Raw genomic sequence first — 24981 nt, 5'->3', positions numbered from 1 at the left:
ATGCCGATCGACCCGACCCAGCCCTATGACGACCAGAACGTCTTCGCCAGGATCCTGCGCGGCGAGATCCCGTCGAACCGGGTCTATGAGGACGAATGGGCGGTCGCCTTCCACGACATCGCGCCGCATGCGCCGACGCATATCCTGGTCATCCCGCGTGGCCGCTACGTCTCGTGGGACGATTTCGCCGCGCGCGGTTCGGCCGAGGAGATCGCCGGGTTCGTCCGCGCCGTCGGCCATGTCGCGCGCGAGCGCGGCCTCGTCGCCAGCGGCTACCGCCTGCTCGCCAACATCGGCGGCGATGCCGGGCAGGAGGTGCCGCACCTCCACGTCCATCTGTTCGGCGGCGGCCCGCTCGGACCGATGCTGGCGCGCTGACCCATTCCCGCTTCCATGCGGGAAAGATAAGCTATTGCGCCCGTATCATTTGCGACTAGGCTCCGCCGCTTCACCATGCGGAGGGCCGGCCAGGCCCCGATCGCAGCTGGGGGGATCGCTTACATGATATTCGGGCGCGTCAAACCACTCGACGCCATTCTTGCCACCGCCGAGAAGAAGGGCCTGCACCGCTCGCTCGGCGCGTTCCAGCTCACCATGCTCGGCATCGACGCCGTGATCGGCACCGGCATCTTCGTGCTCACCTCCGAAGCGGCGCAGAAGGCGGGGCCGGGCATGCTGCTCAGCTTCGTCGTCGCCGGCTTCATCTGCGCGGTCGCCGCGCTCTGCTATTCCGAACTGGCCTCGATGGTGCCGGTGTCGGGCTCGGCCTATACCTACACCTATGCGGTGACCGGCGAGATCCTCGCCTGGATGGTCGGCTGGGCGCTGATCCTCGAATATGCGGTCGGCGCCAGCGCGGTTGCGGTCGGCTGGTCGAACCATGCGGTCGGCCTGCTCAACGGCATCGGCTTCCACGTCCCCGCGGCGATCAGCAACGCCGACGCGCTGATGGCGCACATGTACATCGCCTTCGGCGCCCCGCCGAGCGCCGACCTGACGCAGGCGATGACCACCGGCGGCTGGGTCAACGTGCCCGCGGTGATCATCGTCGCGATCGTCACCTGGCTGCTGATCATCGGCACGACCGAAAGCGCCCGCGTCAATGCGATCCTCGTCGCGATCAAGATCGCCGCGCTGACCGCCTTCGTCGCCCTGACCATCCCGGTGATGAAGGCGGACAATTTCAACCCGTTCCTGCCCACCGGCATCGGCAATCCGCTGAGCTCGTCGGGCCTTGGCGTGCTCGGTGCCGCGGCGTCGATCTTCTTCGCCTATGTCGGCTTCGACGCCGTATCGACCGCCGCGGAAGAGACCAAGAATCCGCAGCGCAACGTGCCGATCGGCCTGATCGGCAGCCTCGCCATCTGCACCATCTTCTACCTGCTCGTCGCCTCGGGCGCGATCGGGGCGATCGGCGCCCAGCCCGTCGCCTCGCTGTCGGGCCAGGTGCTGTCGCCGGGCACGCCGGAGATCGCCGGCCGCTGCGCCGCGATCGTCGCGTCGGGCGCGCTCGAGCCGCTGGTCTGTTCGAAGGAAGCGCTGGTCCACGTCCTCGACACGATCAACTGGCCGATGATCGGCCGCTTCGTCGGCCTCGCCGCGGTGCTGGCGCTGCCGTCTGTGGTGCTGATGATGATGTTCGGCCAGACCCGCATCTTCTTCACCATGGCCCGCGACGGCCTGCTGCCCGCACGGCTCGCCTCGGTCCATCCGCGCTTCCGCACGCCGCACGTCGTGACGCTGCTGACCGGGGTCGCCGCCGGCGTCGCCGCGGCGGTGCTGCCGGTCGGCAAGCTCGCCGACTATTCGAATGCCGGTACGCTGTTCGCCTTCTTCATGGTGGCGGTGTCGGTGATGGTGTTGCGGCGGACCGACCCGAACCGCGCACGGCCGTTCCGCACCCCCGCGGTCTATATCGTCGCGCCGCTCGCGCTGATCGGCTGCGTGGTCCTGTACCTGTCGCTGCCGCTGACCGCGAAGCTGGTGCTGCCGATCTGGGGCGCGATCGGCCTGGTGATCTATTTCACCTACAGCCGCAGCCGGTCCTATGTCGGGCGCGGGATCATCGACACGGTCGACGATCCGGCGATCCAGCCGGAGGTCGCCAAGCCGCTCCCCTGAGGGCCGACCGACACAACAAAAAAAGGGCCGGTGGAGCGATCCACCGGCCCTTTTTGCTGGGTCCTGATCCGGCGTCAGCCGAGCTTCGACGCGATCAGTGCCTTCATGTCGACCATCGGCCGCGCACCGAAATGGCTGATGATCTCCGCCGCGCAGATCGCGCCGAGCGTCAGCGACGCTTCCAGATCCTTGCCGATCGCCTGGCCGTGCAGGAATCCCGCCGCGAACAGGTCGCCCGCACCGGTCGTGTCGACGACCTGCTCGATCGGCTCGGCGCTCACTTCGGCGCGCGTCCCGTGCTGGATCGCGCAGGCACCCTGCGCGCCGCGGGTCACGACCAGCGTCGGCACCTGGGCCGACACCTTGGCCACCGCCGCCTCGAAATCCTCAACCTCGGCGAGCGCGGTCAGCTCGTTCTCGTTGGCGAACAGGATGTCGATCAGCCCGTCGCCGATCAGCTGGCGGAAATCGCCGCCGTGGCGACCGATGCAGAAGACGTCGGACAGGGTGAAGGCGACGCGACGGCTCGCCTTGCGCGCCGCCTCGATCGCCGCGCGCATCGCGGCCCGCGGTTCCTCCGGGTCCCACAGATAGCCTTCGAGATAGAGGATCGCGGCATCCTCGATGATCGACAGGTCGAGCGCCCCGGCGGGCAGGAATTGCGACGCACCGAGATAGGTGTTCATCGTCCGCTGGCCGTCCGGCGTGACGAAGATCAGGCACCGCGCGGTGGTCGGCTGGCCTTCGCGGACCGCCGTGTCGAAATGGACGCCGGCGGCGCGGATGTCATGGGCGAAGACCTGGCCGAGCTGGTCGTCGGCGACCTGGCCGATGAAGGCGGTCCGGCCACCCAGGGCGGCGATGCCCGCGACGGTATTGGCGGCCGATCCGCCCGACACTTCGCGACCCGGGCCCATCTTGGCATAGAGCGCGTCGGCATCCTCGGGCGAGAACATCAGCTGCATCGACCCCTTGGCGACGCCGATCTCCTCGATGAAGGCGTCGTCGGCCTGGGACAGGATGTCGACGATCGCATTGCCGATCGCGACGACCTCGAAACGGGGCTGGGTCAAGGTAGGATGACTTTCGAAAACAACGGGAAGGCCGCTCCCTATCGCCGAACGCGGCGCGACGCGAGCCCCGGCTTGACGGAGGGGTGCGGCCACGCCACCCCGGCGGGATGATCCGCGCGATCCTGCTCACCCTCGGCCAGCTCGGCGACCGCGCGATCCTGCGCGTCCTCGCCACCTCGCTGGCGGTGACGCTGGCGGTGTTCGTCGCGCTCGGTGCCGGCCTGTATCTCCTGCTGGATCAGGCGCTGGCTGGCTGGGACGGCGCGCACGGCCTTGCCGCGGCCGGCGCGGTGGCGATCGAGCTGCTCGCCGGCTGGCTGCTGTTCCGGGTGGTCGCCATCGCGGTGCTCGGCCTGTTCGCCGACGATGTCGTCGCGGCGGTGGAGCGGCGCCACTATCCCGCCGCCTTCGCGCAGGCGCGGCCGGCCGGCATGGCACGGGCGGCGCGCATGGGGCTGGCCTCGGCAATCCGCGCGACGCTGATCAACCTGTTGATGCTCCCCATTTATGTCGCCCTGCTGTTCACCGCGGTCGGACCGGTGGTCGCCTTCACCATCGTCAACGCCTGGCTGCTCGGCCGCGATCTGGGCGAGATGGTGGCCAGCCGGCATATGGACGATGCGACGATGCGGGGCTGGCGCAGGGCGACCGCAGGGCGCCGCTTCGCGCTGGGGCTTGTCGCGACCGGCGTGTTCGTGGTTCCGGTGCTCGGGCTGCTCGCGCCGATCCTCGGTGCCGGCATCGCGACGCATCTGTTTCACGGGGGCAAGGCATGAAGGCTCGGATCGCGCTGCTATTGGCCACCGGCCTGTCGGCCTGCGCCGCGCCTAATGCCGCGCCGTCGACCGTGTCGCGGGCGGTCGTGCCGACCTATCCGACCATGGGGCTGGAGCGGGTGCTGGGCCAGAATGCCGCCGGCCTCACCGCGTTGTTCGGCAAGCCTGACGCCGAGGTGCGCGAAGGCGTCGCGCGCAAACTGCAGTTCGCCGGCCCGATCTGCGTGCTCGACACCTATCTCTATCCCAAGGACGCCAAGGACCCGGGGAGCGAGCCGCGCGTCACCTATCTCGACGCGCGCGAACCCGATGGCAGCACCATCGATCGCGCCAGCTGCGTCGCCGCCCTGACCCGGCGCGAAGGCGGCAAATAGGCCGCCACGCTTAGAGGGTTGAAGGCCTCGGTAGGTCTGCCTACCCCCACGGGTCATCCCCGCGCCGGCGGGGATCCAGATGCGCAACGCCGCGCGAGGGGCGGGACGTCAGCATTGCTGAAGTCCCGCCCGTGCGGGCACAACGGCTTCCGGCAAGACCCGCGACTGCAGAAACCGGTCGATCCGTCCCAGCACCGCCAGCCGCCGCGCGTCGGCCTCGCGCAGCAGTTCATGCCCCTGCCCGGCAAAGACCTGCACCTCCGCCCCCGGCAGGCGCCGCACGGCCCGCAGAATCGCCGCGCGGCTGACGATCGGGTCGCGCTCGGACACCAGCAGCAACAGCGGCGTCGCCACCCGGTCGAGCGGCGCGGCGTGCAGGCGGTCGAGCGAGCGGCAAGCCGCCAGCGTCCAGCCCCAGCTCGGCGCACCGGAAGCGATCTCGGGCGTCTGCGTCTTCCACCAGATCTTGTCGGCCTGCCGCTCCGGACAGGCGGTCATCCGCCCGCCGACATTGCCCGCATCGCCCTCCCACACCCGTCGCTGTCCGCGCCCGGCGGCGACCGCCCCCTGTGCCGCGAGCCGGATCGCGCGCGTCCCGAGCGGCCCCGCGCGGATACCGAGCATCGGCGCGGCGAGCACCGCCGCATCGAGGCGGACGCCGCGCTCGGCGAGCAGGCGCAGCAGCAGATGCCCGCCCATCGAATGCGCCACCGCGACGTGCGGCCCCTTTCCCTCGCGCCAGCCGGCAACGAAGCGGTCGAGATCGTCGAGCAACGGCTCGAACGTGTCGAGATGATTGACCAGCGGATCGGGCAGCAGCCGACCGGAGCCGCCTTGCCCGCGCCAGTCGAAGCCCGCGATGCTCCAGCCTGAACCGCGCCAATGCGCCATCGCCTCAAGATACTTTTCGGCGAAGTCGCCGCGCCCGCCCAGGAACAGCAGCCGCCCCGCCTCGCGTTCCGCGGGCCAGTCGAACGCGCGGAGCGGCCAATTGTCCGTCGCCGGCCAGGGCGCGAAACGCATACCCGGCGGATGCCGCCGCCGGTCGATGCTCACAGTCGCTGGAGCGCCCATGCCGCCGCTTCCGCCACCACCGGATCGGGATCGTCGACCAGCCGCGCCAGCACCGGCTTCAGGCCCGGCGCACCGCTGTTGCCCGCCGCGATCGCCGCGTTGCGGACCATCCGGTTGCGCCCGATCCGCTTGATCGGCGATCCGGCGAACACCTGGCGGAAACCGGCATCGTCGAGCGCGAGCAGGTCGGCCAGCTGCGGCACGGTGAGCTCGGCGCGGGGCTGAAACGCCAGATTGGCCGCGGCGCTGGCGGCGAACTTGTTCCACGGACACACCGCCAGACAGTCGTCGCAGCCATAGATGCGGTTGCCGATCGCGCCGCGGAATTCCTCTGGAATCGGCCCGGCATGTTCGATCGTCAGATAGGAGATGCAGCGCCGCGCATCGAGGCGGAACGGCGCGGGGAAGGCATCGGTTGGACAGGCGCGCTGGCAGGCGTCGCACGAGCCGCAGCTCTGCCGCATCGCCACATCGGGATCGAGCGCCAACGTCGTGTAGATCGCGCCGAGGAACAGCCAGCTGCCATGGTCGCGGCTGACCAGATTGGTGTGCTTGCCCTGCCAACCCAGCCCCGCCGCCTCGGCCAGCGGCTTCTCCATCACCGGCGCGGTGTCGACGAACACCTTGAGATCGCAGCCTGCCTCCTGCGCCAGCCAGCGGCCGAGCGCCTTCAGCGCCTTTTTGACGACGTCGTGATAGTCGCCGCCCTGCGCATAGACGGAGATGCGGCCGACCTCGCCCTCGTCCGCCAGCCGTAGCGGATCGGCGGCGGGGGCATAGCTCATGCCGAGCGAGATGACGCTCTGCACTGCCGGCCACAGGCCCGCCGGGGTCTCGCGGTGATGGGCGCGTTCCTCCATCCAGATCATGCCGCCATGCCGCCCCTCGGCCAGCCATTGGTGCAACCGCGCGGCGGTGCGCGGCGCCGCGTCCGCGCGCGTGATGCCGCAGGCGACGAAGCCGAGCTCCGTCGCCTTGGCCTTGATCCGATCTTCCAGCTTGTCCTGGGCCACGCGCGCCCGCTACCACATCGCGACGCCGCTTCGAAGGGCGGGCGCACGGGGGATGTCGGTTGGCGAACGAGAGCGATCTGGCGGTATCGGCCCGCGGGCTGGTGAAACGCTATGGCGAGCGCCGCGTCGTCGACGGCGTCGACCTGGCGGTGCCGCGCGGCGCGATCTACGGCGTGCTCGGCCCCAACGGCGCGGGCAAGTCGACGACGCTGCGCATGCTGCTCGGCACGATCGAGCCGGACGAGGGCCGCCGCGTCGTGCTCGGTCATGACGCGCCGCGCGACGCCAGCGACCGCATCGGCTATCTGCCCGAGGAGCGCGGCCTCTATCCGGCGATGAAGGCGCGCGAGGCGATCGCCTTCATGGGCGCGTTGCGCGGGCTCGACTGGAAGACCGGCCGGGCGCGCGCGGCGGAAATGATGGAGGCGGCGGGCCTCGGCCATGCCATCGATCAGAAAATCCGCAAATTGTCGAAGGGCATGGCGCAGCTGGTGCAGCTGCTCGGCAGCGTCGTGCATCGCCCCGATCTGCTCGTCCTCGACGAACCCTTTTCCGGCCTCGACCCGGTCAACCAGGAAAAGCTCGAGGCGCTGATCCTCGCCGAGCGCGATCGTGGCGCAACCGTGCTCTTCTCCACCCACATCATGTCCCATGCCGAACGGATTTGCGACCGGCTGGCGATCATCGCCGGCGGCAACCGCCGCTTCGAGGGCACGGTGGACGAGGCGCGCGCCACGCTGCCGCAGCGCGTCCGCTATACGCCCGCGCATCCCGGTGCGGACCTAGTGGCGGTTCTGCCGCCCGATGCGGAGCGGGACGGCGAAGGCTGGCGTTTCCAGCTGCCGCATGACGGGATCGAGCCGCTGCTCGTCGCGCTGATCGAGCGCGGCCACGGCATCGCCGGCCTGTCGATCGAACGCCCCGGGCTGCACGACGCCTTCGTCCGCATCGTCGGCGCCGACGCCGCCACCGTATCGGAGCCACAGGCATGACCCTCGCGCGCACCCTTCGCCAGGCCTTGACTATCGCGCGGCGCGATTTCACCGCGACCGTGTTCACGCCGATCTTTCTGCTGTTCCTGTTCGCGCCGCTGATCATGGGCGCATTCGGTGCGGTCGGCGGCATGGGCGCGGCGAGCGTCGCCGGCAGCAACAGCGATCGTGCCCGCGTCGTCGCGATCGTCCCCGACGCCGCGGCACGGCCGATTGCGGAGGCGGACACGCGGCTGCGCGCCGTCTTCCGTCGCGACGAGGAGGAGCCGCCGGCGCTGACCACGCTGACCGCGGGCGCCGATCCCGCCGCCCAGGCACGCGCCGCCTTCGCCGCCAAGGATTATGAGGCGAGCGCCGTCCTCTACGGCCCCCTCGCCACACCCACCATCCTCTATGGCCCACGGGGCAAGCGCGCCGCGGACTATCTCGGCGTGCTCGCCGGTCAGACGCTGGCCGCCCAGCAGCTCGGCGGCGCCCTGCCCCGCGTCACCGTCACCAAGATGCCGTTCGAGCGGCCGAGCGGCGCCGCCGGCGGCGACGGCGGCTATCGCCAGTCCGCCTCCTTCGCCGTGTTCGGCGTCTTCCTGCTCAATCTGTTCCTCGCCAGCCAGGTGGTCGGCACGATGGCTGAAGAGCGCAACAACAAGGTGATCGAGGTGCTCGCCGCGGCGGTGCCGCTGGAAAGCGTCTTCCTCGGCAAATTGCTCGGCATGTTCGGCGTCGCCATCCTGTTCGTCGGCTTCTGGGGCACGATCGTCGCCAAGCTGGGCAGCTTTCTGCCACCCGAAGCGGCGGCCGCGCTGGCGCTGCACACCGCCCTGCCGCTACCCGTGTTCGGCGTGCTGTTCTTCGTCTATTTCACCATGGCCTATCTGCTGCTCGGCTCGGCCTTCCTCGTCGTCGGCGCGCTCGCCTCGACCCCGCGCGAGATCCAGATGCTGTCGCTGCCGATCTCGGTGATCCAGATGGCGATGTTGGCGCTCGCGCTCGCTGGCACCGCGCATCCCGACGGCACGATGGGGCTAGCCGCGCAGCTGTTTCCGCTGTCCTCGCCGTTCGCGATGGCCGGCCGCGCCGCCACTTCGGCCAGCCTGTGGCAGCATGGCGCGGCGATCGCCTGGCAATTGCTGTGGGTGTCGCTGTTCATCGTCATCGGCGCCCGGCTGTTCCGGCGCGGCGTGCTGCAGTCGGGCAGCGCCAAGCCGCGCTGGCGGCGGGCAAAGGCGTGACCGCTGCTAGGGTCTGATCCACTGGCGTGGCAGCGGCACCGGCCCTGATCCAGCTTTGCCGGTTCAGACCCTAGCGCATCCGGCAGGCGCGGATGTCCTCCGGCTGCGGACGGGTGCCCGCCGGCTGGAAGGTCGCCAGATAGCCGCCGGCCGACGGCATGTCGGTGAACGACACCTCGCGATAGCCGACCGCCTGGAATTCGCAGCGCAGCAGCGCCGGCGGCGTACCGTGGTTCTGGGTCGGGCGATTGGCGTCGACCACGACGACCAGCCCGTCGCGCTTCAGCGAGGGCCGCAGCCGCCACAGGAATTCGTAGGGCTGCGCGATCTCATGGTACATATGGACCATCAGCACGCGGTCGAAGCTGTTCTCAGGCAGCTTGGGATCGGCCGGCGCACCGAGCCGGACGGAGACATTCTCCAGATCCTCGCGCGCCACGCGCTCGGCCAGCGCGTCGCGGACACTGGCGACGATGTCCTCCGCCAGCACGCGACCGGTCTTGCCAACCCGGCTGGCCAGGCGGATCGTGTAATAGCCCTCGCCGGCGCCGATATCGGCGACGGTCATGCCGCGGCGGATGTCCGCCTTGCCCATCACCTCGCTCGCCTCGTTGAGCCGATCGCGCGCCTCCTCGTTCGACCAACGTGACGACACGATGTTGGCGACCGGGCGGTCGGCGGCCGGAAACGGTCCCGGCGTGTCCGGCTCGTGGCGGATCAGCGGCTTGGAGCCGTCGCACGCGGCGATGAGCAGCGCCGGCGCGATCACCCCGGCGGCCAAGCCCAGCATCGTCAGGCGACGGCGACGCATCAATCCACGTCCTCCACCTCGACGCTCTCGCCCGTGACCCGCTGCGACAGCGCCGCCGCCATGAAATCGTCGAGGTCGCCGTCGAGCACGTCGCCCGGCGCGGTCGAGGTCACGCCGGTACGCAGGTCCTTGACCAGCTGATAGGGCTGCAAAACGTAGGAACGGATCTGGTGGCCCCAGCCGATGTCGGTCTTGGTGGCATTCTCCGCATTCGCCGCCTGCTCGCGCTTCTGCAGCTCCAGCTCGTACAGACGCGCGCGCAGCTGATTGTACGCCTCGGCCTTGTTCTTGTGCTGCGAACGCTGGTTCTGGCACTGCACGACGATCCCGGTCGGGATGTGCGTGATGCGCACCGCCGAATCGGTGGTGTTGATGTGCTGGCCGCCGGCGCCGCTGGCACGATAGGTGTCGATGCGCAGGTCGCTCTCGTTATAGTCGACCTCGATATTGTCATCGATGACCGGATAGACCCAGACGCTGGAGAAGCTGGTGTGGCGCCGCGCCGCGCTGTCGTAGGGGCTGATCCGCACCAGCCGATGGACGCCGCTCTCGGTCTTGGCGAAGCCATAGGCGTTCTCGCCCTTGACCAGCAGCGTCGCCGACTTGATCCCCGCCTGCTCGCCGGAATGATAGTCGATCAGCTCGACCCGCATGCCGTGCCGTTCCGCCCAGCGCGTGTACATGCGCTGCAGCATGCCGGCCCAGTCCTGGCTCTCGGTGCCGCCGGCGCCGGAGTTGATCTCGATATAGGTATCGTTGCCGTCGGCCTCGCCGGCGAGCAGCGCCTTGACCTTGTCGCGCTGCGCCCGCTCGGCGAGCTGCTTGAGCGCGTCGATCCCCTCCGCCTCCAACTCGGCGTCACCCTCCATCTCGGCGAGTTCGACCAGCTCGGCGGTGTCGGCGAGGTCCTTCTCGATCGCGCGCGTCGCGCTGATCGCCTCGTCCAGCCGGCGACGCTCGCGCATCACCTCCTGCGCGGCCTTGGGGTCGTTCCACAAGGCCTGGTCCTCGACGCGGGCGTTGAGTTCGTCGAGGCGGCGCAGCGCACGATCCCAATCGAGGAACCGGCGCAGCAGCGACAGCGCCTCCTTGATGCTGTCGACATGGGATTGCGCTTCGGCGCGCATGAAGAGTCTCCGGAAAACACGAGGATGGCGTAGCGGCCACGATATGGGAAGCCGCGCTAGTAGATTCCGCCTTCTCTTTGCAAGAAATCGCTGTCGCGCGGCGCCTGCGCTTTGGGCGTCCCGGCGCTGGTCGTCGGCGTCGCGGTGGGGCCGGCGTGACGCGCGGCGCGGCGCGGCTCGCTCTCCGGCTTGAACGCTTCCCAGATCACCGCCGGCTTGGGATCGCTGTCGGTCGGGAAGGTGCCGTAGACCGGCCGGCCGCTGGCGCGGTCGATGCGCACCATTCGGATGCCGGCGGGTGCCCGGAACGGCAGCTTGTCCAGCCCCTCATAGGCCTTGACCGCGAATTCCTTGAAGATCGGCGCCGCGACGGTGCCGCCCTCCGCCGCACCCAGCCGGCGTGGGCTGTCGTAGCCGAGATAGAGGCCGCCGATGAACTGCGGCGTGCCGCCGATGAACCACACGTCGGTCGGGCCGGTCGTCGTACCGGTCTTGCCGAACATCGGCCGGTCGAGTTCGCGCAGCGTCGTCGCCGTGCCGCGCTGGATCACGCCCTCGGTGATATGGACCATCTGATAGGCGGTCATTGCGTCGATCGCCTGCCGCGTCCGGTCGCGCGGCCGCGGCATCGGCTTGCCGTTCCAGTCGGGGGCGTTGCAGCCGTCGCAGGCGCGCCAGTTCTCCGGCCAGATCACCTTGCCATGCCGGTCCTGGACGAAGTCGATCAGCGTCGGCTCGTGCGCCCGCCCCTGGTTGGCGAGCGTCGCATAGGCGTTGACCATGCGGCTGACCGTGGTTTCGCCCGCACCCAGCGCGATCGCCAGATAGGGCGAATAGGTGCCGACGCCGAGCCGCTTCATCACGTCGACGACCTTCGGCATGCCGGTGGTCGCGGCGGCGCGCACCGTCATCAGGTTGCGCGACTGTTCGATGCCCCAGCGCATCGTGTGCGGGCCGGCGCCGCGCTGGTTGGCGAAGTTGCGGAAGCACTTCTGGCCCAGTCGCGCCCCCTGATAGACGCAATAGGGCGCGTCGAGGATGATCGTCGCCGGCGTCATGCCGTTCTCAAGCGCGGCGGAATAGACCACCGGTTTGATCGTCGATCCGGGCTGGCGCATCGCCTGCGTCGCGCGGTTGAACGCCTGGATGCGGCTGTCGAAGCCGCCCTGCATCGCCAGCACGCGGCCGGTGCCCGGCTCCTCGACGACGAAGCCGCCCGATACCTTGGGCACCGATCGGATCGCCCAGCTGCGGCCTTCCGGCGCGACGGCGATGATGTCGCCGGGCTTCAGTGCCGAGAAACTGGTCGCCGCGCTGCCGCGGACCGGCGTCTGCGCCAGGCTGCGCGGCAATTCGCCGGTCTTGCCGTCGGCGAAGCCGATCTGCCAGGCGTCGCCGCTGCGCGCGATGACGATCGCCGCCCGCCAGTCGGCATAGTCCAGCGCGACATTGGTGTTGACCAGCGCGCCGAGCCAATTGTCGCCGTCGATCTCCTCGTGCCGCAGCGGCCCGGACCAGCCGCGGCCACGGTCGTAGCGGACCAGCCCGTCGCGCAGCGCCTGGGTCGCGAGATCCTGTAGCCGCGTGTCGAGGCTGGTGCGCACCCACAGGCCGCCGGCATAGACGCTGTACGGCCCGTCGCTCGACTGTTCGCCGAACTTGTCGATCAGCTGGCGGCGCACCTCCTCGACGAAATAGCCGCCGACCCGCTCGTATTTCGGCGTGCGGCGCAGCACCGTGCCGAGCGGTTCCGCCACGGCCTCGTCATGCTGCGCCTGGGTGATGAAGCCGTTCTTGAGCATCTCGCCCAGCACCCAGTTGCGCCGCTCCATCGCGCGGTCGGGATGGCGGACCGGGTCGTAGTTCGACGGCCCCTTGGGCAGGATGGCAAGATAGGCGAGCTGGGCAAGATCGAGTTCGGGCAGCTCCTTGTCGAAATAGGCATGGGCGGCCGCTTCGACGCCGAACGCGTTGCGGCCGAGCGCGATCTGGTTGAGGTACAGCTCCAGGATCTGCGGCTTGTCGAGCGTATCCTCGATGCGGAAGGCGAGGATCGCCTCCTTGATCTTGCGCGTCGGCGAATATTCGTTGCCGATCAGCAGGTTCTTCGCGACCTGCTGGGTGATCGTGGAGCCGCCGCGGGCGCGCTTGCCGCTGCCGAACTTGCGCGCATAGTCGAACACCGCGCCGGCAAGGCCGGGATAGTCGACGCCATGATGCTCAAAGAAGGTCTTGTCCTCCGCCGCCAGGAAGGCGCGGACCAGCATCGGCGGATATTCGGCATAGGACAGTTCGACCCGCCGCTCGCGGGCGTAGGACTGGATCGGATTGCCGTCGTTGCCGCGGACGTTGGTCGGCAGCGGCGGTTCGTAGGTGCGCAGCTGGTCGACCGAAGGCAGGTCGTGCAGGATCGTCACGTACAGCACGCCATAGCCGATGACGGCCAGCACCGCGAGCGCGGCCAGCGCCTTGACCCACCACCGCCCCCAGGCACGCCGCACCGCCCCCCGCACGCCGCCGGCGTCGCGAAACTGGGTCATGCGAGAGGTCTGGGGGGGATCGGACGCCATAGTCGTGGGGCCCGCGTGTAGCAGGTTCGCGGCCGGTTGCCAGCCGGGTTGCGGCGGGCCGCATCGCGGCGGGCCGATCCGTCGCCACGGCGCCCGGCCGGCGCGAGCCTGGCGCTACTTGCTCGCCATCTGCCGGGCGAAATGAACCTCGACCGCGCGCGTCACGCTCTCGGCGATCTTGTCGCGGCCTTCGCGGCTGTCCAGGAAGGCGGCGTCGCCGGGGTTGGAGATATAGCCCGTCTCGAACAGGATCGACGGCATGTCCGGCGCCTTCAGCACCATCAGCGAAGCCATGCGATGGAAATTCGCCTTGGTCGGGATCAGCGGCTTCGCCTCGCGGCCGAGCAGCCGTGCGAAACTCGCCGAGGAGTTCATCGTCTCGCGCTGCGTCAGGTCGATCAGGATCGACGACACGTCCGCCCCGGCATCGCCGAGATTGACGCCGCTGATCACGTCCGCCTTGTTCTCGCGCGTCGCCAGCCGCGCCGCTTCCTTGTCGGACGCGACCTCGGACAGGGTGTAGACGGAGGCGCCGCTGGCATCGCCGCTGCCGACGCTGTCGCAGTGGATCGAGATAAACAGATTGGCGTGCAGCCGCCGCGCGATGCCGAACCGTTCGCGCAGCACCAGATAGCGGTCGTCATCGCGAGTCAGCGCGACGCGGACCCGGCCGCTGGCGAGCAGCTGGTCGCGGATCGCCTTGGCGATGCGCAGGGTCACGTCCTTTTCGCGCAGGCCGGTATCGGGATTGATCGCACCCGGATCGACGCCGCCATGGCCGGCATCGATCACGACCAGCGGCCGGTCGTCGTCGCCCTGCACCCGCGGCAGCTTCACGCCGCGCGCCGGCGGCGGCACCGGGATCGACACCTTGTACTTCGGCCGGGCCGTCCAATTGGCGAAGTCGAACGACAGGAAGCTGAGCGGCCCCGCCGCGCTGGCCGCCGCGAAGCGGGCGACGTCGACCACCTGCAGCGACAGCGTCAGCCGCCGGCCGTCGGCGTCGAAGCCGCCGTCGCCGATCACCGCCGGCCGCGCCAGATCGAACACCAGCCGCGTGCCCGTGCCGCGCACCAGCTGGCGCACCGCGCGCACCGGTCCGCCGACGATCGTCTTCAGCCCCGGCGTCACGCCGGCGATGTCGACGGCGATCTGGCGCGTGTCGGGCAGGATCGTTCCGGTCGCGTCGCCGACCGGACCGTCGAAGCGGATGTCAATCCGCCCGTCGCCGACCGCGACGCTGCGCACCGCGGTCGCCGCCGCGGCGGGACCGCCGGCGATCCATCCGACCAACAAGGCGAGCAACGCGAACACGGCACGTATTTGCCGCTTGTCCTGCCCGCGGGTCCAGCGAAAACCCATCTCTACCCCTTTGGCGATCCCCTTGCGATCGCAGGGACTTGCCGTAGCGCAGCAGCATTTTCCGCCAGGTTGCCCGGCAAGGTTAACGGGTCGTTCGGCATGTTTCTGCCGGCCGAACCGGCAAAATCGCGCCGGTTGCGATATGATGATGCCGGTGCTACCTACCCTACTGCACCCGTGCGTCGCGAAGACAAGGACTTGCAAAAGACCAGGACTGAGCGATGCGGCGGGCGGCCGCGCCGTCCTGGCGCGGGTTCAAGAACCAGGTTGACGCTCGCATGACGCACTTCTCCAACGTCCGACACCGCCCGGCTGATGCCGGCGGTCGCGCGGGCGTGTGGGCGGGCCGTGCCCCCCGAAGTGCCACGCGAGCAGACGCACTTTCGCAAGACCTTCGCGCCGACGTGATCGGCGCCTTCCATGCCATCCGCGCCGATCACGTCGGCGCATTCAATCGTCGCGCGCCCCGCCCTGCCGGCTCTGCCGCACCGCCGGGACGCGCGTGGAGACTATCCAATGACCACGCGTATGCTGATCGACGCTCGCCACCGGGAAGAGACCCGGGTCGCCGTCGTCAAGAATAACCGGATCGAAGAGTTCGATTTCGAATCCGCCGAGCGCAAGCAGCTCAAGGGCAATATCTACCTCGCCAAGGTGACCCGCGTCGAACCGTCGCTGCAGGCGGCGTTCGTCGATTACGGCGGCAACCGCCATGGCTTTCTCGCCTTCAGCGAAATCCACCCCGATTACTATCAGATCCCCAAGGAGGATCGCGACGCGCTGCTGCGTGAAGAGGCCGAGCATGCCGCCGAAGAGGCGGCGCTGCGCGCCGAGCAGGACGCCGACGAGGAGTTCGACGGCGATCACGAGGTCGAGCATGGCCATGCCGAGCACGACCACGCCGACGACGATCACCATGACGAGCCGACCGAGGGCGACGAGGGCGAGGAGCCGCGCGGCACCTCGAAGAAGCCGCGCGGCAACGGCAACGACGACCAGGTCGAGGCGCTGCGCCAGCGCCGCATGAACCTGCGCCGCCGCTACAAGATCCAGGACGTGATCCGCCGCCGCCAGGTGCTGCTGGTCCAGGTCGTCAAGGAAGAGCGCGGCAACAAGGGCGCGGCGCTGACCACCTATCTCAGCCTCGCCGGCCGCTATTGCGTGCTGATGCCGAACACGTCGCACGGCGGCGGCATCTCGCGGAAGATCTCGAACGCCGCCGACCGCAAGCGGCTGAAGTCGATCATGGCCGACATGGCTTTGCCCTCGTCGATGGGCTGCATCGTCCGCACCGCCGGCCTGCAGCGCACCAAGACCGAGATCAAGCGCGACTTCGACTATCTCGCCCGCCTGTGGGACGGGATCCGTGAGACGACGCTGCATTCGTCAGCGCCGGCGCTGGTCTATGGCGACAGCGACCTGATCAAGCGCGCGATCCGCGACATCTACAACCGCGACATCGACGAGATCCTGGTCGAGGGCGAGGACGGCTATCGCCACGCCAAGGACTTCATGAAGCTGCTGATGCCGAGCCATGCCCGGCGCGTGAAGCAGTACGCCGACGCCGTGCCGCTGTTCCAGCGCGCGCATGTCGAGGATCAGCTCGCCGCGATGTACAATCCGGTCGTGCAGCTGAAGTCGGGCGGTTACCTGGTCATCAACCCGACCGAGGCGCTGGTGTCGATCGACATCAACTCCGGCCGGTCGACCCGCGAACACAATATCGAACAGACCGCGACCGCGACCAATCTGGAAGCGGCCAAGGAGATCGCCCGCCAGCTGCGCCTGCGCGACATGGCCGGCCTCGTCGTCATCGACTTCATCGACATGGACAATGGCTCCAACGTCCGCAAGGTCGAGAAGGCGATGAAGGAGGCGCTGAAGGACGACCGCGCCCGAATCCAGGTCGGCCGGATCAGCAGCTTCGGCCTGATGGAGATGAGCCGCCAGCGGCTGCGCACCGGCGTGCTGGAAGCGTCGACCCGCCAGTGCCCGCATTGCGAGGGCACCGGCCTCGTCCGCACCGCCTCGTCCGCCGGCCTGTCGGCGCTGCGCCTGATCGAGGACGAGGCCGCACGCGGCCGCGGTTCGGTACTGACGCTGCGCGCCAGCCAGGAAGCGGCCGTCTATGTGCTCAACAAGAAGCGCGCCGACATCGCCGAGATCGAGGATCGCTATGGCGTGATCGTCGAGATCGTGCCGGATCGCGAGGAGGAAGGCGCGCGCATGTCGGTCGAGGCGAGCGGACCGCCGCCCGCCCACGCGCCCAAGATCGAGGCGCTGGTCGAGGATCTCGACGACGACCTCCCCGAGGAGATCGAGGAGGAGTTCGACGAGGAGGATGAGGTCGAGGCGGAGGCCGAACCCGTTGCACGCGCGCCCCGCGAGGAGCGTGGCGAGGACGATGGCGAGGGCAACGGTCGTGGCCGTCGTCGTCGCCGCCGGCGCGGTCGCCGCGGTCGCAACCGCGACGAGCAGGGCGGTGACGAGGCGGCTGGCGATGAGGCCGAAGGCGACGTCGAGGACGAAGCGGCGGCGACTACGGCGGACGCCGCTGACGACGCTGAGCTGGACGCCGGCGAGGCGGTCGAGGATGCGGTCGAAGCGACCACCGACGAGCCGCAGGGCGAGAAGCGCCGTCGTCGTGGCCGGCGCGGTCGCCGTGGCGGTCGCCGCAACGAGGGCGCCGCCGAGGCGACGGCCGAGCAGGACGCGACCGACACCACCGCCGAAGCGCCCGAGCTCGAGCCGATCGTCGAGGCCGGTGACGCCGGCCCAGTGACCACCGGCCTCGATGCCCCGGTTCCCGCGCCGGTGGCGGACGAGGACACGGCCGAGGCGCCGCGCACCCGCCGTCGCCCGCGGGCCCGCAAGGCGGCTACCACCGACGCCGCGCCCGTGGCGGAGGCGGCACCCGCCGCTCCGGCCGAAGCGCCCGTCGCCGAAGCCGCCGGGCCGGCGGCCAAGCCGAAGCGCACCCGCAAAAAGGCGACGCCGGCGGCCGAGCCGGTCGCGGATGCTCCCGCCGCCGAAGCGGCCGAGCCTGCACCCAAGCCGAAGCGCACCCGCAAGAAGGCGACCCCTGCCGCCGCGACCGAAGCGACGGCCGCCGAAGCGCCCGCGGTGGAGGCTCCGGCACCGGCGAGCGAAGCTCCGGCCGCAACCGACGAACCGGTCGAAGACACGGCCAACGCCACGCCACGCCGTGGCTGGTGGCAGCGCACCTTCGGCAACTGATCCATCGGTTTTGCCATCACGAAAGGCCCTTCCGCTCCGGCGGGAGGGCCTTTTGCTTTCGGTGAGTGGCCTGCCGTCGTCACGGCATAGGCTGCATCATCCAGGCTCAGGGCGTTCGCCGGCGTAGCGCCAGAGCCGATCGCTATTCGGCATGGCAGGCCATGTTCCGTCATCCCCGCGCAGGCGGGGTTCCAGAATCGCGGACGCTGCGGTTCAACCGTGACCTCCGCGCGTCTGGATTCCCGCCTTTGCGGGAATGACGGCGGGGCAATTCCATCGGCCCCAGGGATCGGGACATCCCGGCCGCCTCTTCAGCCGCCATTCACCGCGAAGGCGGCAGCACGGCCCGCATGGCCCTCCCCCGCCGTTTCGTCGTGACCTCGCCCGCGCCGGCGGTTATGTTGGCCGCCGTGACCCACGTGCCGGTTTCCCTGCCATGACGCGCTTGCCGATGAAGCGTCTGATCGCCGTCGCCGCCGCCACCATCCTGCTCGCCGCCCAGCCCGCCGCGGCGCAGTCGATCCTGCGCGATGCGGAGACGGAGGCGATGTTCGCCGACATGTCGAACCCGCTGATCAAGGCGGCCGGCCTGTCGCCGCGCGACGTCAAGGTCGTGCTGATCAACGACGAGTCGATCAACGCCTTCGTCGCCGGCGGCCAGACCGTCTACGTGCATTCCGGCCTGCTGCAGGCGGCGGTCAACGCCAATCAGGTGCAGGGCGTGATCGCGCACGAACTCGGCCATATCGCCGACGGCCACGTCGTCCTCGCCGATCGCGGCATCAAGCCGGCGATGAACATCACGCTCTTGTCGATGGTGCTTGGCCTCGCCGCCATCGCCGCCGGCGGGGCGGAGGCGGGCGCCGGGCTGATGGCGCTCGGCCAGCAGGCGGGCCTGGGCAAATATCTCGCCTTCAGCCGCACGCAGGAAACCACCGCAGACGCCGCCGGCGTCCGCTTCCTCAACGCCGCCGGGGTCAGCGGCAAGGGCATGGTCAGCTTCTTCAAGCGCCTGCAGCAGGAGGAATATCGCTACGGCGTCGAGAATATCGACCCGTTCATGCAGACGCATCCGCTGTCGGGCGAGCGCATCCAGCATCTGACTGCCGACCTGCAGGCGTCGCCGGCGTGGAACAAGCCGCCCGACGCTGCGCTGGAGGAACGCTTCCGCCGGGTGAAGGCGAAGCTGGAAGGCTATGTGCTGCCGCCCGAACGCACGCTGCAAGATTTTCCGGAGAGCGACGGCTCGGTCTACGCGCATTATGCGCGCGCCTATGCCTATCACAAGGCCGGCTATCCCGACAAAGCCGATGCCGAATCCGCCGCGTTGCTGAAGGCGCAGCCCGACGATCCTTATTTCCTCGAGATTCGCGGCCAGATCCTGCTCGAGGCGGGGCAGCCTGCCGCAGCGCTGGTGCCGCTGCGCCGTGCGACCCAGGGGTCGGGCAACAACCCGCTGATCGCCACCACCTTCGGCCATGCGCTGATCGCCACCGAGGACAAGGCCAATTATCCGGAAGCGATCAAGGTGCTGCGCATCGCGACGCAGCGCGACGACGACAATCCCTTTGCCTGGTACCAGCTCGGCACCGCCTATGAACTGACCGGCGACACGGCGCGCGCCGCGCTGGCGACCGCCGAGCGGGCGAGCATGAACGGCGATCAGCGCACCGCCGCACAGAGCGCGCGCTACGCCATGGCCGGCATCCCGCAGAACACGCCGGACTGGATTCGCGCGCAGGACATCGCCATGGCGGCGCAGAACGACATGGACGACAATCCGAAGAAGTATAAGCGCAAGTGAAGACCTCCTCCCTCATCGCCGTCGCGGCGCTCGGCGCCGTCGTCGGTGCCGGTGCGGTGTGGAGCGTCGACCGCTTTGCCGCGCCCGTCCCCGGTCGCGCCGGTATCGAACGCGTCGTCCGCGATTATGTCGTCACCCATCCGGAAATCATCGTGCAGGCGATGCAGACCCTGCAGAACCGCGAATCGGGCAAGGCGGTCGCCGCCAACCGCGACGCGATCGCTACGCCCTTCGCGGGTGCCTGGGCGGGCAATCCCAAGGGCGACGTGACGCTGGTCGAATTCTATGACTATAATTGCGGCTATTGCCGGGCGTCGCTGCCGATGATCGCCGACCTGATCAAGCGCGATCCCGGATTGCGCGTCGTGTACCGCGAGCTGCCGATCCTCGGACCGACCAGCCGCCCGGCGGCGCGCGCCAGCCTGGCCGCGGCGCAACAGGGCAAGTTCGGCGCCTTCCACGAGGCGCTCTACGCCGCGGGGCCGGTCAGCGAAGCGTCGATCGCCGCCACCGCTGCAAGGACCGGCGTCGCCCTGCCCGGCAGTAACGCGCCGGTGCTGGACCAGGAGATCGCGAAGAACATGGACGTCGCGGCGAAGCTCGGCGTCACCGGCACCCCGACCTGGATCGTCGGCGACCAGATGCTGTCCGGCGCGCTGCCCGTGGCCGATCTCGAACGGGCGATCGCAGCGGCGCGGGGGCACTGACCCCTTTCACTGCCATACGCTAGGCTTAGCGCCGGTTCCTCAGATGGCGGATGAGGTCGGTGCCCAATCCGTATGCGTGACCTTTGTGACCTTTCAACCGGCCTGCGCTCCCTTCCAACCGCCGGCTCGCCACCCTATCTCCGGCGAAAATCAGGGGGCCTCATGACCGAACCGATCCTCGCCATTGCCGGCGTCTCGAAGACGTACAAGAGCGGCACCACCGCCCTCGCTAGCGTCGACCTGACGATCAACAGGGGCGAGATCTTCGCGCTGCTCGGCCCGAACGGCGCCGGCAAGACGACGCTGATCAGCATCGTCTGCGGCATCGTCACCCCCTCCACCGGCACGATCACCGTCGGCGGCCACGACGCCGTTCGCGACTTCAAGGCAGCACGCCGGATGATCGGGCTGGTGCCGCAGGAACTGTCGGTCGACATGTTCGAGACGGTGCTGGCCACCGTCAGCTATTCGCGCCGCCTGTTCGGCCGCGGCCCCGATCCGGCGCATATCGAGCAGGTGCTGCGCGACCTGTCGCTGTGGGACAAGCGCGACGCCAAGGTCATGGAGCTGTCCGGCGGCATGAAGCGCCGCGTCCTGATCGCCAAGGCGCTCGCCCACGAGCCCGACATCCTGTTCCTCGACGAACCGACCGCCGGCGTCGACGTCGCGCTGCGCCGCGACATGTGGAAGCTGGTCCACGGCCTGCGGACCCGCGGTGTCACCATCATCCTGACCACCCACTATATCGAGGAGGCCGAGGAGATGGCGGACCGCGTCGGCGTCATTGCCAAGGGCCAGTTGCTGCTGGTCGAGGACAAAGCGACGCTGATGCGCAAGCTCGGCAAGCGCGAGATGGACCTGACCTTGGTCGAACCGATGACCGCCGTGCCGCCTGGCCTCGAACGCTGGCACCTCAGCCTCGAGAATGACGGCAAGACTCTGCGCTACGTCTTCGACGCGACGGAGGAGCATACCGGCATCCCGTCGCTGCTCCGCGCGCTGGCGGAGCAGGGCATCGCCTTCAAGGATCTCGAGACGTCGAAGTCGAGCCTTGAGGACATCTTCGTCGATCTGGTCGGAGCCCGCGCAGCATGAATCTCAACGGCATCTGGGCGATCTATCGCTTCGAAATGGCGCGGGCGCTGCGGACGGTGTGGCAAAGCCTGATCACGCCGGTCCTGCTGACCAGCCTCAACTTCATCATCTTCGGCGGCGCGCTCGGCGGCCGTATCCAGGAGGTCGGCGGCGTCGCTTATGGCAGCTTCCTCGTCCCCGGGCTGATCATGTCGTCGCTGCTGGTGCAGAGTGTCAGCAACGCCTCGATCGGCATCTACTTCCCCAAATTCACCGGTACCGTCTTCGAACTGTTGTCCGCGCCGATCTCGGCGATGGAGATGGTGATCGGCTTCGTCGGCGCGGCGACCACCAAGTCGGTGGCGATCGGCCTCGTCATCCTCGCCACCGCCACCGCCTTCGTCGAAGTGCGCGTCGACCATCCCGTCGCCATGGCCGCGCTGCTGATCCTGACCAGCCTGGCGTTTTCGCTGTTCGGGTTCATCATCGGCATCTGGGCGAAGAATTTCGAGCAACTGAACTTCGTGCCGACGCTGGTGGTGACGCCGCTGACCTTTCTCGGCGGCGTCTTCTATTCGATCGACATGCTGCCGCAGCCGTGGCGGACGGTCACGCTGTTCAACCCGGTCGTCTATCTCGTCAGCGCCTTCCGCTGGAGCTTCTTCGGCACCGGCGACGTTCCGGTGCTGATTAGCCTGGGCGTGACGGCCGGCTTCCTGTTGTTGTGCCTGGCGGTGGTCGGCTGGATCTTCCGCACCGGGTGGCGGCTGAAGAATTGAAGGTTCGCCCCACCCTCACCCTTCGCCGCCTGCGGCGGCCTTTCCCTCTCCCGTCGGGAGAGGGAGGGAGGCGCGGAGCGCCGGAAGGGTGAGGGCAGCGGAGACCTTCATCGGCTTCGACTCGGCCTGGACCGACAATCCGCGCGCGCCGGGTGCGATCTGCGCCGTGACCCTCGCGCACGACGGCACCGCGACCTTCCACCCGCCGCGTCTTGCCCGTTTCGCCGACGCCCTCGCCTTCATCGAGGTCGTCGCCGGCGACTATACGTTGATCGCCCTCGACCAGCCGACGATCGTGAACAACCCGACCGGCATGCGCCCGGCGGAGCGCGTCGCGGCGGCGGCGATCAGCTGGCTGGGTGGCGGCGTCCAGCCCGCCAGCCGCGCCAAAACCGGCATGTTCTGCGACGCCGCGCCGGTCTGGCCGTTCCTCGACGCGCTCGGCGCGACCGACGATCCGCTCGCCGCACAGCAGGCGCCGGACGGACGCTATGTCATGGAGGTGTTCCCCGCCCTCGCCATTCCCGCCTTCAACGCGAGCCATGCCGGCCGCAAGACGGCCGCCAAATACAATCCCGCCAACGCCCGCTTCCGGCCCGACGACTGGCGCCGCGTCGCCCTCGCCGCCGCCGCGCAATTCGACCGCTGGGGCCTGGCCGAACCCGCCGCCTGGTGTCGCGAGGCCGCGCAGCATCCCCGACCGCGCAAGGCGGACCAGGACAGGCTCGACGCGATGCTCTGCTGCGCCATCGCGCTCCATTGGCGGCGCGCGCCGGCGGACCAGTCGATCATGATCGGCGATCTGGCCAGCGGCTATATCGTCGCGCCCCTCGCCCCTGCGCTGCGCGACCGGCTTCACGCCGCCGCGGCGGCGCGCGGCGTGCCTATCGACGGCGACGCCGTAGCCATGCGCTGACCGCTGGCCGCAGCACCAGCGCGTTGAGGTCGGTCAGGGCGTGCGCGACGATCGGCAGCCACAGCCCGCCGCTGCCAAAATAGAGCCCCGTCATCAACGCGCCGCCGATCGCCGTGGCGACCACGCCGATCCAGCCCTGATAGCGGTGCTGAAGCGCGAAACAGCCGGTACCGACGACACACCCCGCCAGCCCCGATCCGCTGAGCATCGCCACGGCCAGCGGTAGGGCGAGGCGGAAGAACAGCTCCTCCGTCACTCCGGCGCTGACCGCGAGCAGTGCCGCAGGCAGCAACTCGCCGCCGTCCTGCGGCATGATCGAGCGCGCATCGCCGGCGGTCCAGGGCGCCCGGCCCCGCCGCGCCCGCCACCAGGTCGCGACCAGCCCCAACGCGCTGCCGCCCGCCAGGCCGGCCGCAACGGTGCCGAAGCCGATCATCCCGGGCAACAGGTCGATCGCCCGCGCCAGCGGCGCGAACTCCACCGCCAGCCCGCCAATCGTCGCCAGCTTTCCCCAGATCGCCAAGGCCACCAGCGCCGGCAGGCCATAGCCAAGCCACAACCCCGCCGCCCAGCGGGCGTGCCGCGCGCCGATCGGCAGCGTCACCGGCAGCCACAGCCGCCCGCGCCACAGGACGAACAGCGCATAGCCGCACAGCAGCGCGGCGAGCGCCTTGGCGATCATCAGTCGAGGCGATGCTCGCCCTTGACCCAGCGCACCGTACCCGACGAAGCGCGCATCACCACGCTCTCGGTAGTCATCTTGCCCTTCTTGCGCTTGACGCCTTCGAGCAGCGACCCGTCGGTGACGCCGGTCGCCGCGAAGATGCAGTCGCCGCGCGCCAGTTCCTTGAGGTCGTACTGCTTGTCGAGGTCCTCGATGCCCCATTTGCGCGCCCGCGCGCGCTCGTCGTCGTTGCGGAACAGCAGCCGGCCCTTGAACTGGCCGCCGACGCAGCGCAGCGCAGCGCAGGCGAGCACGCCCTCCGGCGCGCCGCCCGAGCCCATGTAGACGTCGATCGTGGTTTCCGGATCGGCGGTGGCGATCACGCCGGCGACGTCGCCGTCGCCGATCAGCATCACGCCGACGCCGAGCGCGCGCAGTTCGGCGATCAGCGCTTCGTGCCGCGGCCGGTCGAGCACGCAGGCGATGATGTCGCTGGGCTTGACGCCCTTCGCCGCGGCGATCGCCTGGACATTCTCGGTCGGCGTCTTGTCGAGGTCGATCACGCCGGCAGGCAGGCCGGGGCCGACCGCGATCTTGTCCATATAGACGTCGGGCGCATTGAGCAGGCCGCCCTTTTCGGCGATCGCCAGCACCGCCAGGCTGTTCGGCCCCGCCTTGGCGCAGATCGTCGTACCTTCCAGCGGATCGAGCGCGATGTCGATCTCCGGCCCCTTCCCGGTGCCGACCTTCTCGCCGATGTACAGCATTGGCGCCTCGTCGCGCTCGCCCTCGCCGATCACCACGGTGCCGTCCATGTACAGCTCGTTCAGCGCGGCACGCATCGCCTCGACGGCGGCGGCGTCGGCCGCCTTTTCGTCGCCGCGCCCGACCAGGGTGGAGGCGGCGATGGCCGCCGCTTCGGTGACCCGCACCATCTCGAGGACGAGGACGCGATCGAGAACCTGGCTGGCGGCGGGCATGTCTTCCCCTTGTGTCGGTGTGTCTTGTGGATGCGCGATAGGCGGTGGGCGCGTCGGTGTCGAGATCGCGTCGGCGTATTCGCCACGCCTCCCTATCGTCCGTCAGCGGTTGGCGGCGCCAAGCCGTGGCAGGGCGGGCGTCAGACGCGAACACCGCGATTGCCCCCCTACGGCAGAGACGAGGCGTGCGGCCAGCGCAACAAAATCCGTACGCGATACCCGATTGAGGATCGCAACCGTGAGCGGGTGACGGACGAAGCCGCCGTGTTGGTCGATTGCGCGACGAAGAACACCGGCG

The 24981-nt window shown here is 69.3% G+C and carries 21 protein-coding genes; 12 read left to right on the top strand and 9 right to left on the bottom strand.

Annotated features, from left to right (window positions below; all coding sequences use genetic code 11):
* Both ACU5AX_RS11985 and ACU5AX_RS11980 read left to right on the top strand, forming a co-directional pair.
* Positions 1-378 (top strand): histidine triad nucleotide-binding protein, encoded by a 378-nt coding sequence (locus tag ACU5AX_RS11985; RefSeq protein ID WP_446691104.1) that lies wholly within the window; start codon positions 1-3, stop codon positions 376-378.
* A gap of 123 nt (positions 379-501) precedes the next feature.
* A complete protein-coding gene (locus ACU5AX_RS11980) occupies positions 502-2121 on the top strand; it encodes an amino acid permease (RefSeq protein ID WP_446691103.1) in 1620 nt (539 codons plus the stop codon).
* A gap of 74 nt (positions 2122-2195) precedes the next feature.
* On the opposite strand, the gene ACU5AX_RS11975 is transcribed toward ACU5AX_RS11980, so the two are convergent.
* Positions 2196-3194 carry an adenosine kinase gene (locus ACU5AX_RS11975; protein ID WP_446691102.1) on the bottom strand — a complete coding sequence of 333 codons (999 nt, stop codon included), beginning with the start codon at positions 3192-3194 and terminating at the stop codon, positions 2196-2198.
* 107 nt (positions 3195-3301) lie between these two features.
* Here ACU5AX_RS11975 and ACU5AX_RS11970 point away from each other — a divergent pair, with 107 nt between their 5' ends.
* Together ACU5AX_RS11970 and ACU5AX_RS11965 are read left to right on the top strand one after the other, a co-directional pair.
* A complete protein-coding gene (locus tag ACU5AX_RS11970; RefSeq protein WP_446691101.1) occupies positions 3302-3970 on the top strand; it encodes an EI24 domain-containing protein in 669 nt (222 codons plus the stop codon).
* On the top strand, positions 3967-4344 hold the full coding sequence (locus tag ACU5AX_RS11965; RefSeq protein WP_198355106.1) for a hypothetical protein: 378 nt from the start codon (positions 3967-3969) through the stop codon (positions 4342-4344). Before ACU5AX_RS11970 ends, ACU5AX_RS11965 begins: the two co-directional genes overlap by 4 nt.
* 108 nt (positions 4345-4452) lie before the next feature.
* On the opposite strand, the gene ACU5AX_RS11960 is transcribed toward ACU5AX_RS11965, so the two are convergent.
* Both ACU5AX_RS11960 and queG read right to left on the bottom strand, forming a co-directional pair.
* Positions 4453-5367 (bottom strand): alpha/beta fold hydrolase, encoded by a 915-nt coding sequence (locus ACU5AX_RS11960; protein WP_446691100.1) that lies wholly within the window; start codon positions 5365-5367, stop codon positions 4453-4455.
* A gap of 29 nt (positions 5368-5396) precedes the next feature.
* Positions 5397-6431, bottom strand: coding sequence for a tRNA epoxyqueuosine(34) reductase QueG (gene queG / locus ACU5AX_RS11955; protein ID WP_446691099.1), 1035 nt, complete (start codon positions 6429-6431; stop codon positions 5397-5399).
* Positions 6432-6490: 59 nt separating this feature from the next.
* Between queG and ACU5AX_RS11950 the strand changes: the two genes are divergently transcribed.
* Together ACU5AX_RS11950 and ACU5AX_RS11945 are read left to right on the top strand one after the other, a co-directional pair.
* The gene (locus ACU5AX_RS11950) at positions 6491-7423 is read left to right on the top strand and encodes an ABC transporter ATP-binding protein (protein ID WP_446691098.1); all 933 of its coding nucleotides are present in this window, start codon (positions 6491-6493) and stop codon (positions 7421-7423) included.
* On the top strand, positions 7420-8652 hold the full coding sequence (locus tag ACU5AX_RS11945) for an ABC transporter permease (RefSeq protein WP_446691097.1): 1233 nt from the start codon (positions 7420-7422) through the stop codon (positions 8650-8652). Before ACU5AX_RS11950 ends, ACU5AX_RS11945 begins: the two co-directional genes overlap by 4 nt.
* Positions 8653-8722: 70 nt before the next feature.
* On the opposite strand, the gene ACU5AX_RS11940 is transcribed toward ACU5AX_RS11945, so the two are convergent.
* The 4 genes from ACU5AX_RS11940 to ACU5AX_RS11925 all read right to left on the bottom strand — a co-directional run bounded on the left by ACU5AX_RS11940 (position 8723) and on the right by ACU5AX_RS11925 (position 14522).
* Entirely contained in the window at positions 8723-9463 is a 741-nt protein-coding gene (locus ACU5AX_RS11940; protein WP_443024763.1) for a class I SAM-dependent methyltransferase, read from the bottom strand.
* A complete protein-coding gene (gene prfB / locus ACU5AX_RS11935; RefSeq protein WP_446691096.1) occupies positions 9463-10590 on the bottom strand; it encodes a peptide chain release factor 2 in 1128 nt (375 codons plus the stop codon). Before prfB ends, ACU5AX_RS11940 begins: the two co-directional genes overlap by 1 nt.
* A gap of 56 nt (positions 10591-10646) precedes the next feature.
* A complete protein-coding gene (locus ACU5AX_RS11930; RefSeq protein ID WP_446691095.1) occupies positions 10647-13160 on the bottom strand; it encodes a penicillin-binding protein 1A in 2514 nt (837 codons plus the stop codon).
* A gap of 114 nt (positions 13161-13274) precedes the next feature.
* Positions 13275-14522: an N-acetylmuramoyl-L-alanine amidase family protein gene (locus ACU5AX_RS11925; RefSeq protein ID WP_446691094.1), complete on the bottom strand. Its 1248-nt coding sequence runs from the start codon at positions 14520-14522 to the stop codon at positions 13275-13277.
* Between the two features lie 516 nt (positions 14523-15038).
* On the opposite strand from ACU5AX_RS11925, the gene ACU5AX_RS11920 reads away from it, so the two are divergent.
* From ACU5AX_RS11920 to ACU5AX_RS11895, 6 genes are all read left to right on the top strand, one after another.
* On the top strand, positions 15039-17759 hold the full coding sequence (locus ACU5AX_RS11920) for an Rne/Rng family ribonuclease (protein WP_446691093.1): 2721 nt from the start codon (positions 15039-15041) through the stop codon (positions 17757-17759).
* A gap of 451 nt (positions 17760-18210) precedes the next feature.
* Entirely contained in the window at positions 18211-19563 is a 1353-nt protein-coding gene (locus tag ACU5AX_RS11915; protein WP_198355098.1) for a M48 family metalloprotease, read from the top strand.
* Positions 19560-20270 (top strand): DsbA family protein, encoded by a 711-nt coding sequence (locus ACU5AX_RS11910; RefSeq protein ID WP_446691092.1) that lies wholly within the window; start codon positions 19560-19562, stop codon positions 20268-20270. Before ACU5AX_RS11915 ends, ACU5AX_RS11910 begins: the two co-directional genes overlap by 4 nt.
* Positions 20271-20432: 162 nt before the next feature.
* Positions 20433-21365 (top strand): ABC transporter ATP-binding protein, encoded by a 933-nt coding sequence (locus ACU5AX_RS11905; protein ID WP_446691091.1) that lies wholly within the window; start codon positions 20433-20435, stop codon positions 21363-21365.
* The gene (locus ACU5AX_RS11900; RefSeq protein ID WP_198355095.1) at positions 21362-22123 is read left to right on the top strand and encodes an ABC transporter permease; all 762 of its coding nucleotides are present in this window, start codon (positions 21362-21364) and stop codon (positions 22121-22123) included. Before ACU5AX_RS11905 ends, ACU5AX_RS11900 begins: the two co-directional genes overlap by 4 nt.
* An 88-nt stretch (positions 22124-22211) precedes the next feature.
* Entirely contained in the window at positions 22212-23039 is an 828-nt protein-coding gene (locus ACU5AX_RS11895) for a DUF429 domain-containing protein (RefSeq protein ID WP_446691090.1), read from the top strand.
* Here ACU5AX_RS11895 and ACU5AX_RS11890 read toward each other — a convergent pair.
* Together ACU5AX_RS11890 and glpX are read right to left on the bottom strand one after the other, a co-directional pair.
* Entirely contained in the window at positions 23008-23721 is a 714-nt protein-coding gene (locus tag ACU5AX_RS11890) for a CPBP family intramembrane glutamic endopeptidase (protein WP_446691089.1), read from the bottom strand. The genes ACU5AX_RS11895 and ACU5AX_RS11890 overlap by 32 nt on opposite strands.
* On the bottom strand, positions 23721-24683 hold the full coding sequence (gene glpX, locus ACU5AX_RS11885) for a class II fructose-bisphosphatase (RefSeq protein ID WP_198355092.1): 963 nt from the start codon (positions 24681-24683) through the stop codon (positions 23721-23723). The genes ACU5AX_RS11890 and glpX overlap by 1 nt, the downstream gene beginning before the upstream one ends.
* Between the last annotated feature and the right edge of the window lie 298 nt (positions 24684-24981).

This window comes from Sphingomonas benefaciens (assembly GCF_052907485.1).
The sequence above is the reverse complement of the archived record's forward strand: the minus strand, read 5'-3'. Positions and strand labels throughout refer to the sequence as shown.

Bases quoted from the DNA above. Each gene is read 5' to 3' on its own strand.
- ACU5AX_RS11980 (WP_446691103.1), top strand. From the start codon at position 502: ATGATATTCGGGCGCGTCAAACCACTCGACGCCATTCTTGCCACCGCC.
- ACU5AX_RS11940 (WP_443024763.1), bottom strand. From the start codon at position 9,463: ATGCGTCGCCGTCGCCTGACGATGCTGGGCTTGGCCGCCGGGGTGATC.
- ACU5AX_RS11965 (WP_198355106.1), top strand. From the start codon at position 3,967: ATGAAGGCTCGGATCGCGCTGCTATTGGCCACCGGCCTGTCGGCCTGC.
- ACU5AX_RS11920 (WP_446691093.1), top strand. From the start codon at position 15,039: ATGACCACGCGTATGCTGATCGACGCTCGCCACCGGGAAGAGACCCGG.
- ACU5AX_RS11960 (WP_446691100.1), bottom strand. From the start codon at position 5,367: ATGCGTTTCGCGCCCTGGCCGGCGACGGACAATTGGCCGCTCCGCGCG.
- ACU5AX_RS11930 (WP_446691095.1), bottom strand. From the start codon at position 13,160: ATGGCGTCCGATCCCCCCCAGACCTCTCGCATGACCCAGTTTCGCGAC.
- ACU5AX_RS11985 (WP_446691104.1), top strand. From the start codon at position 1: ATGCCGATCGACCCGACCCAGCCCTATGACGACCAGAACGTCTTCGCC.
- ACU5AX_RS11915 (WP_198355098.1), top strand. From the start codon at position 18,211: ATGAAGCGTCTGATCGCCGTCGCCGCCGCCACCATCCTGCTCGCCGCC.
- prfB (WP_446691096.1), bottom strand. From the start codon at position 10,590: ATGCGCGCCGAAGCGCAATCCCATGTCGACAGCATCAAGGAGGCGCTG.
- ACU5AX_RS11900 (WP_198355095.1), top strand. From the start codon at position 21,362: ATGAATCTCAACGGCATCTGGGCGATCTATCGCTTCGAAATGGCGCGG.
- ACU5AX_RS11925 (WP_446691094.1), bottom strand. From the start codon at position 14,522: ATGGGTTTTCGCTGGACCCGCGGGCAGGACAAGCGGCAAATACGTGCC.
- glpX (WP_198355092.1), bottom strand. From the start codon at position 24,683: ATGCCCGCCGCCAGCCAGGTTCTCGATCGCGTCCTCGTCCTCGAGATG.
- ACU5AX_RS11945 (WP_446691097.1), top strand. From the start codon at position 7,420: ATGACCCTCGCGCGCACCCTTCGCCAGGCCTTGACTATCGCGCGGCGC.
- ACU5AX_RS11905 (WP_446691091.1), top strand. From the start codon at position 20,433: ATGACCGAACCGATCCTCGCCATTGCCGGCGTCTCGAAGACGTACAAG.
- ACU5AX_RS11890 (WP_446691089.1), bottom strand. From the start codon at position 23,721: ATGATCGCCAAGGCGCTCGCCGCGCTGCTGTGCGGCTATGCGCTGTTC.
- ACU5AX_RS11970 (WP_446691101.1), top strand. From the start codon at position 3,302: ATGATCCGCGCGATCCTGCTCACCCTCGGCCAGCTCGGCGACCGCGCG.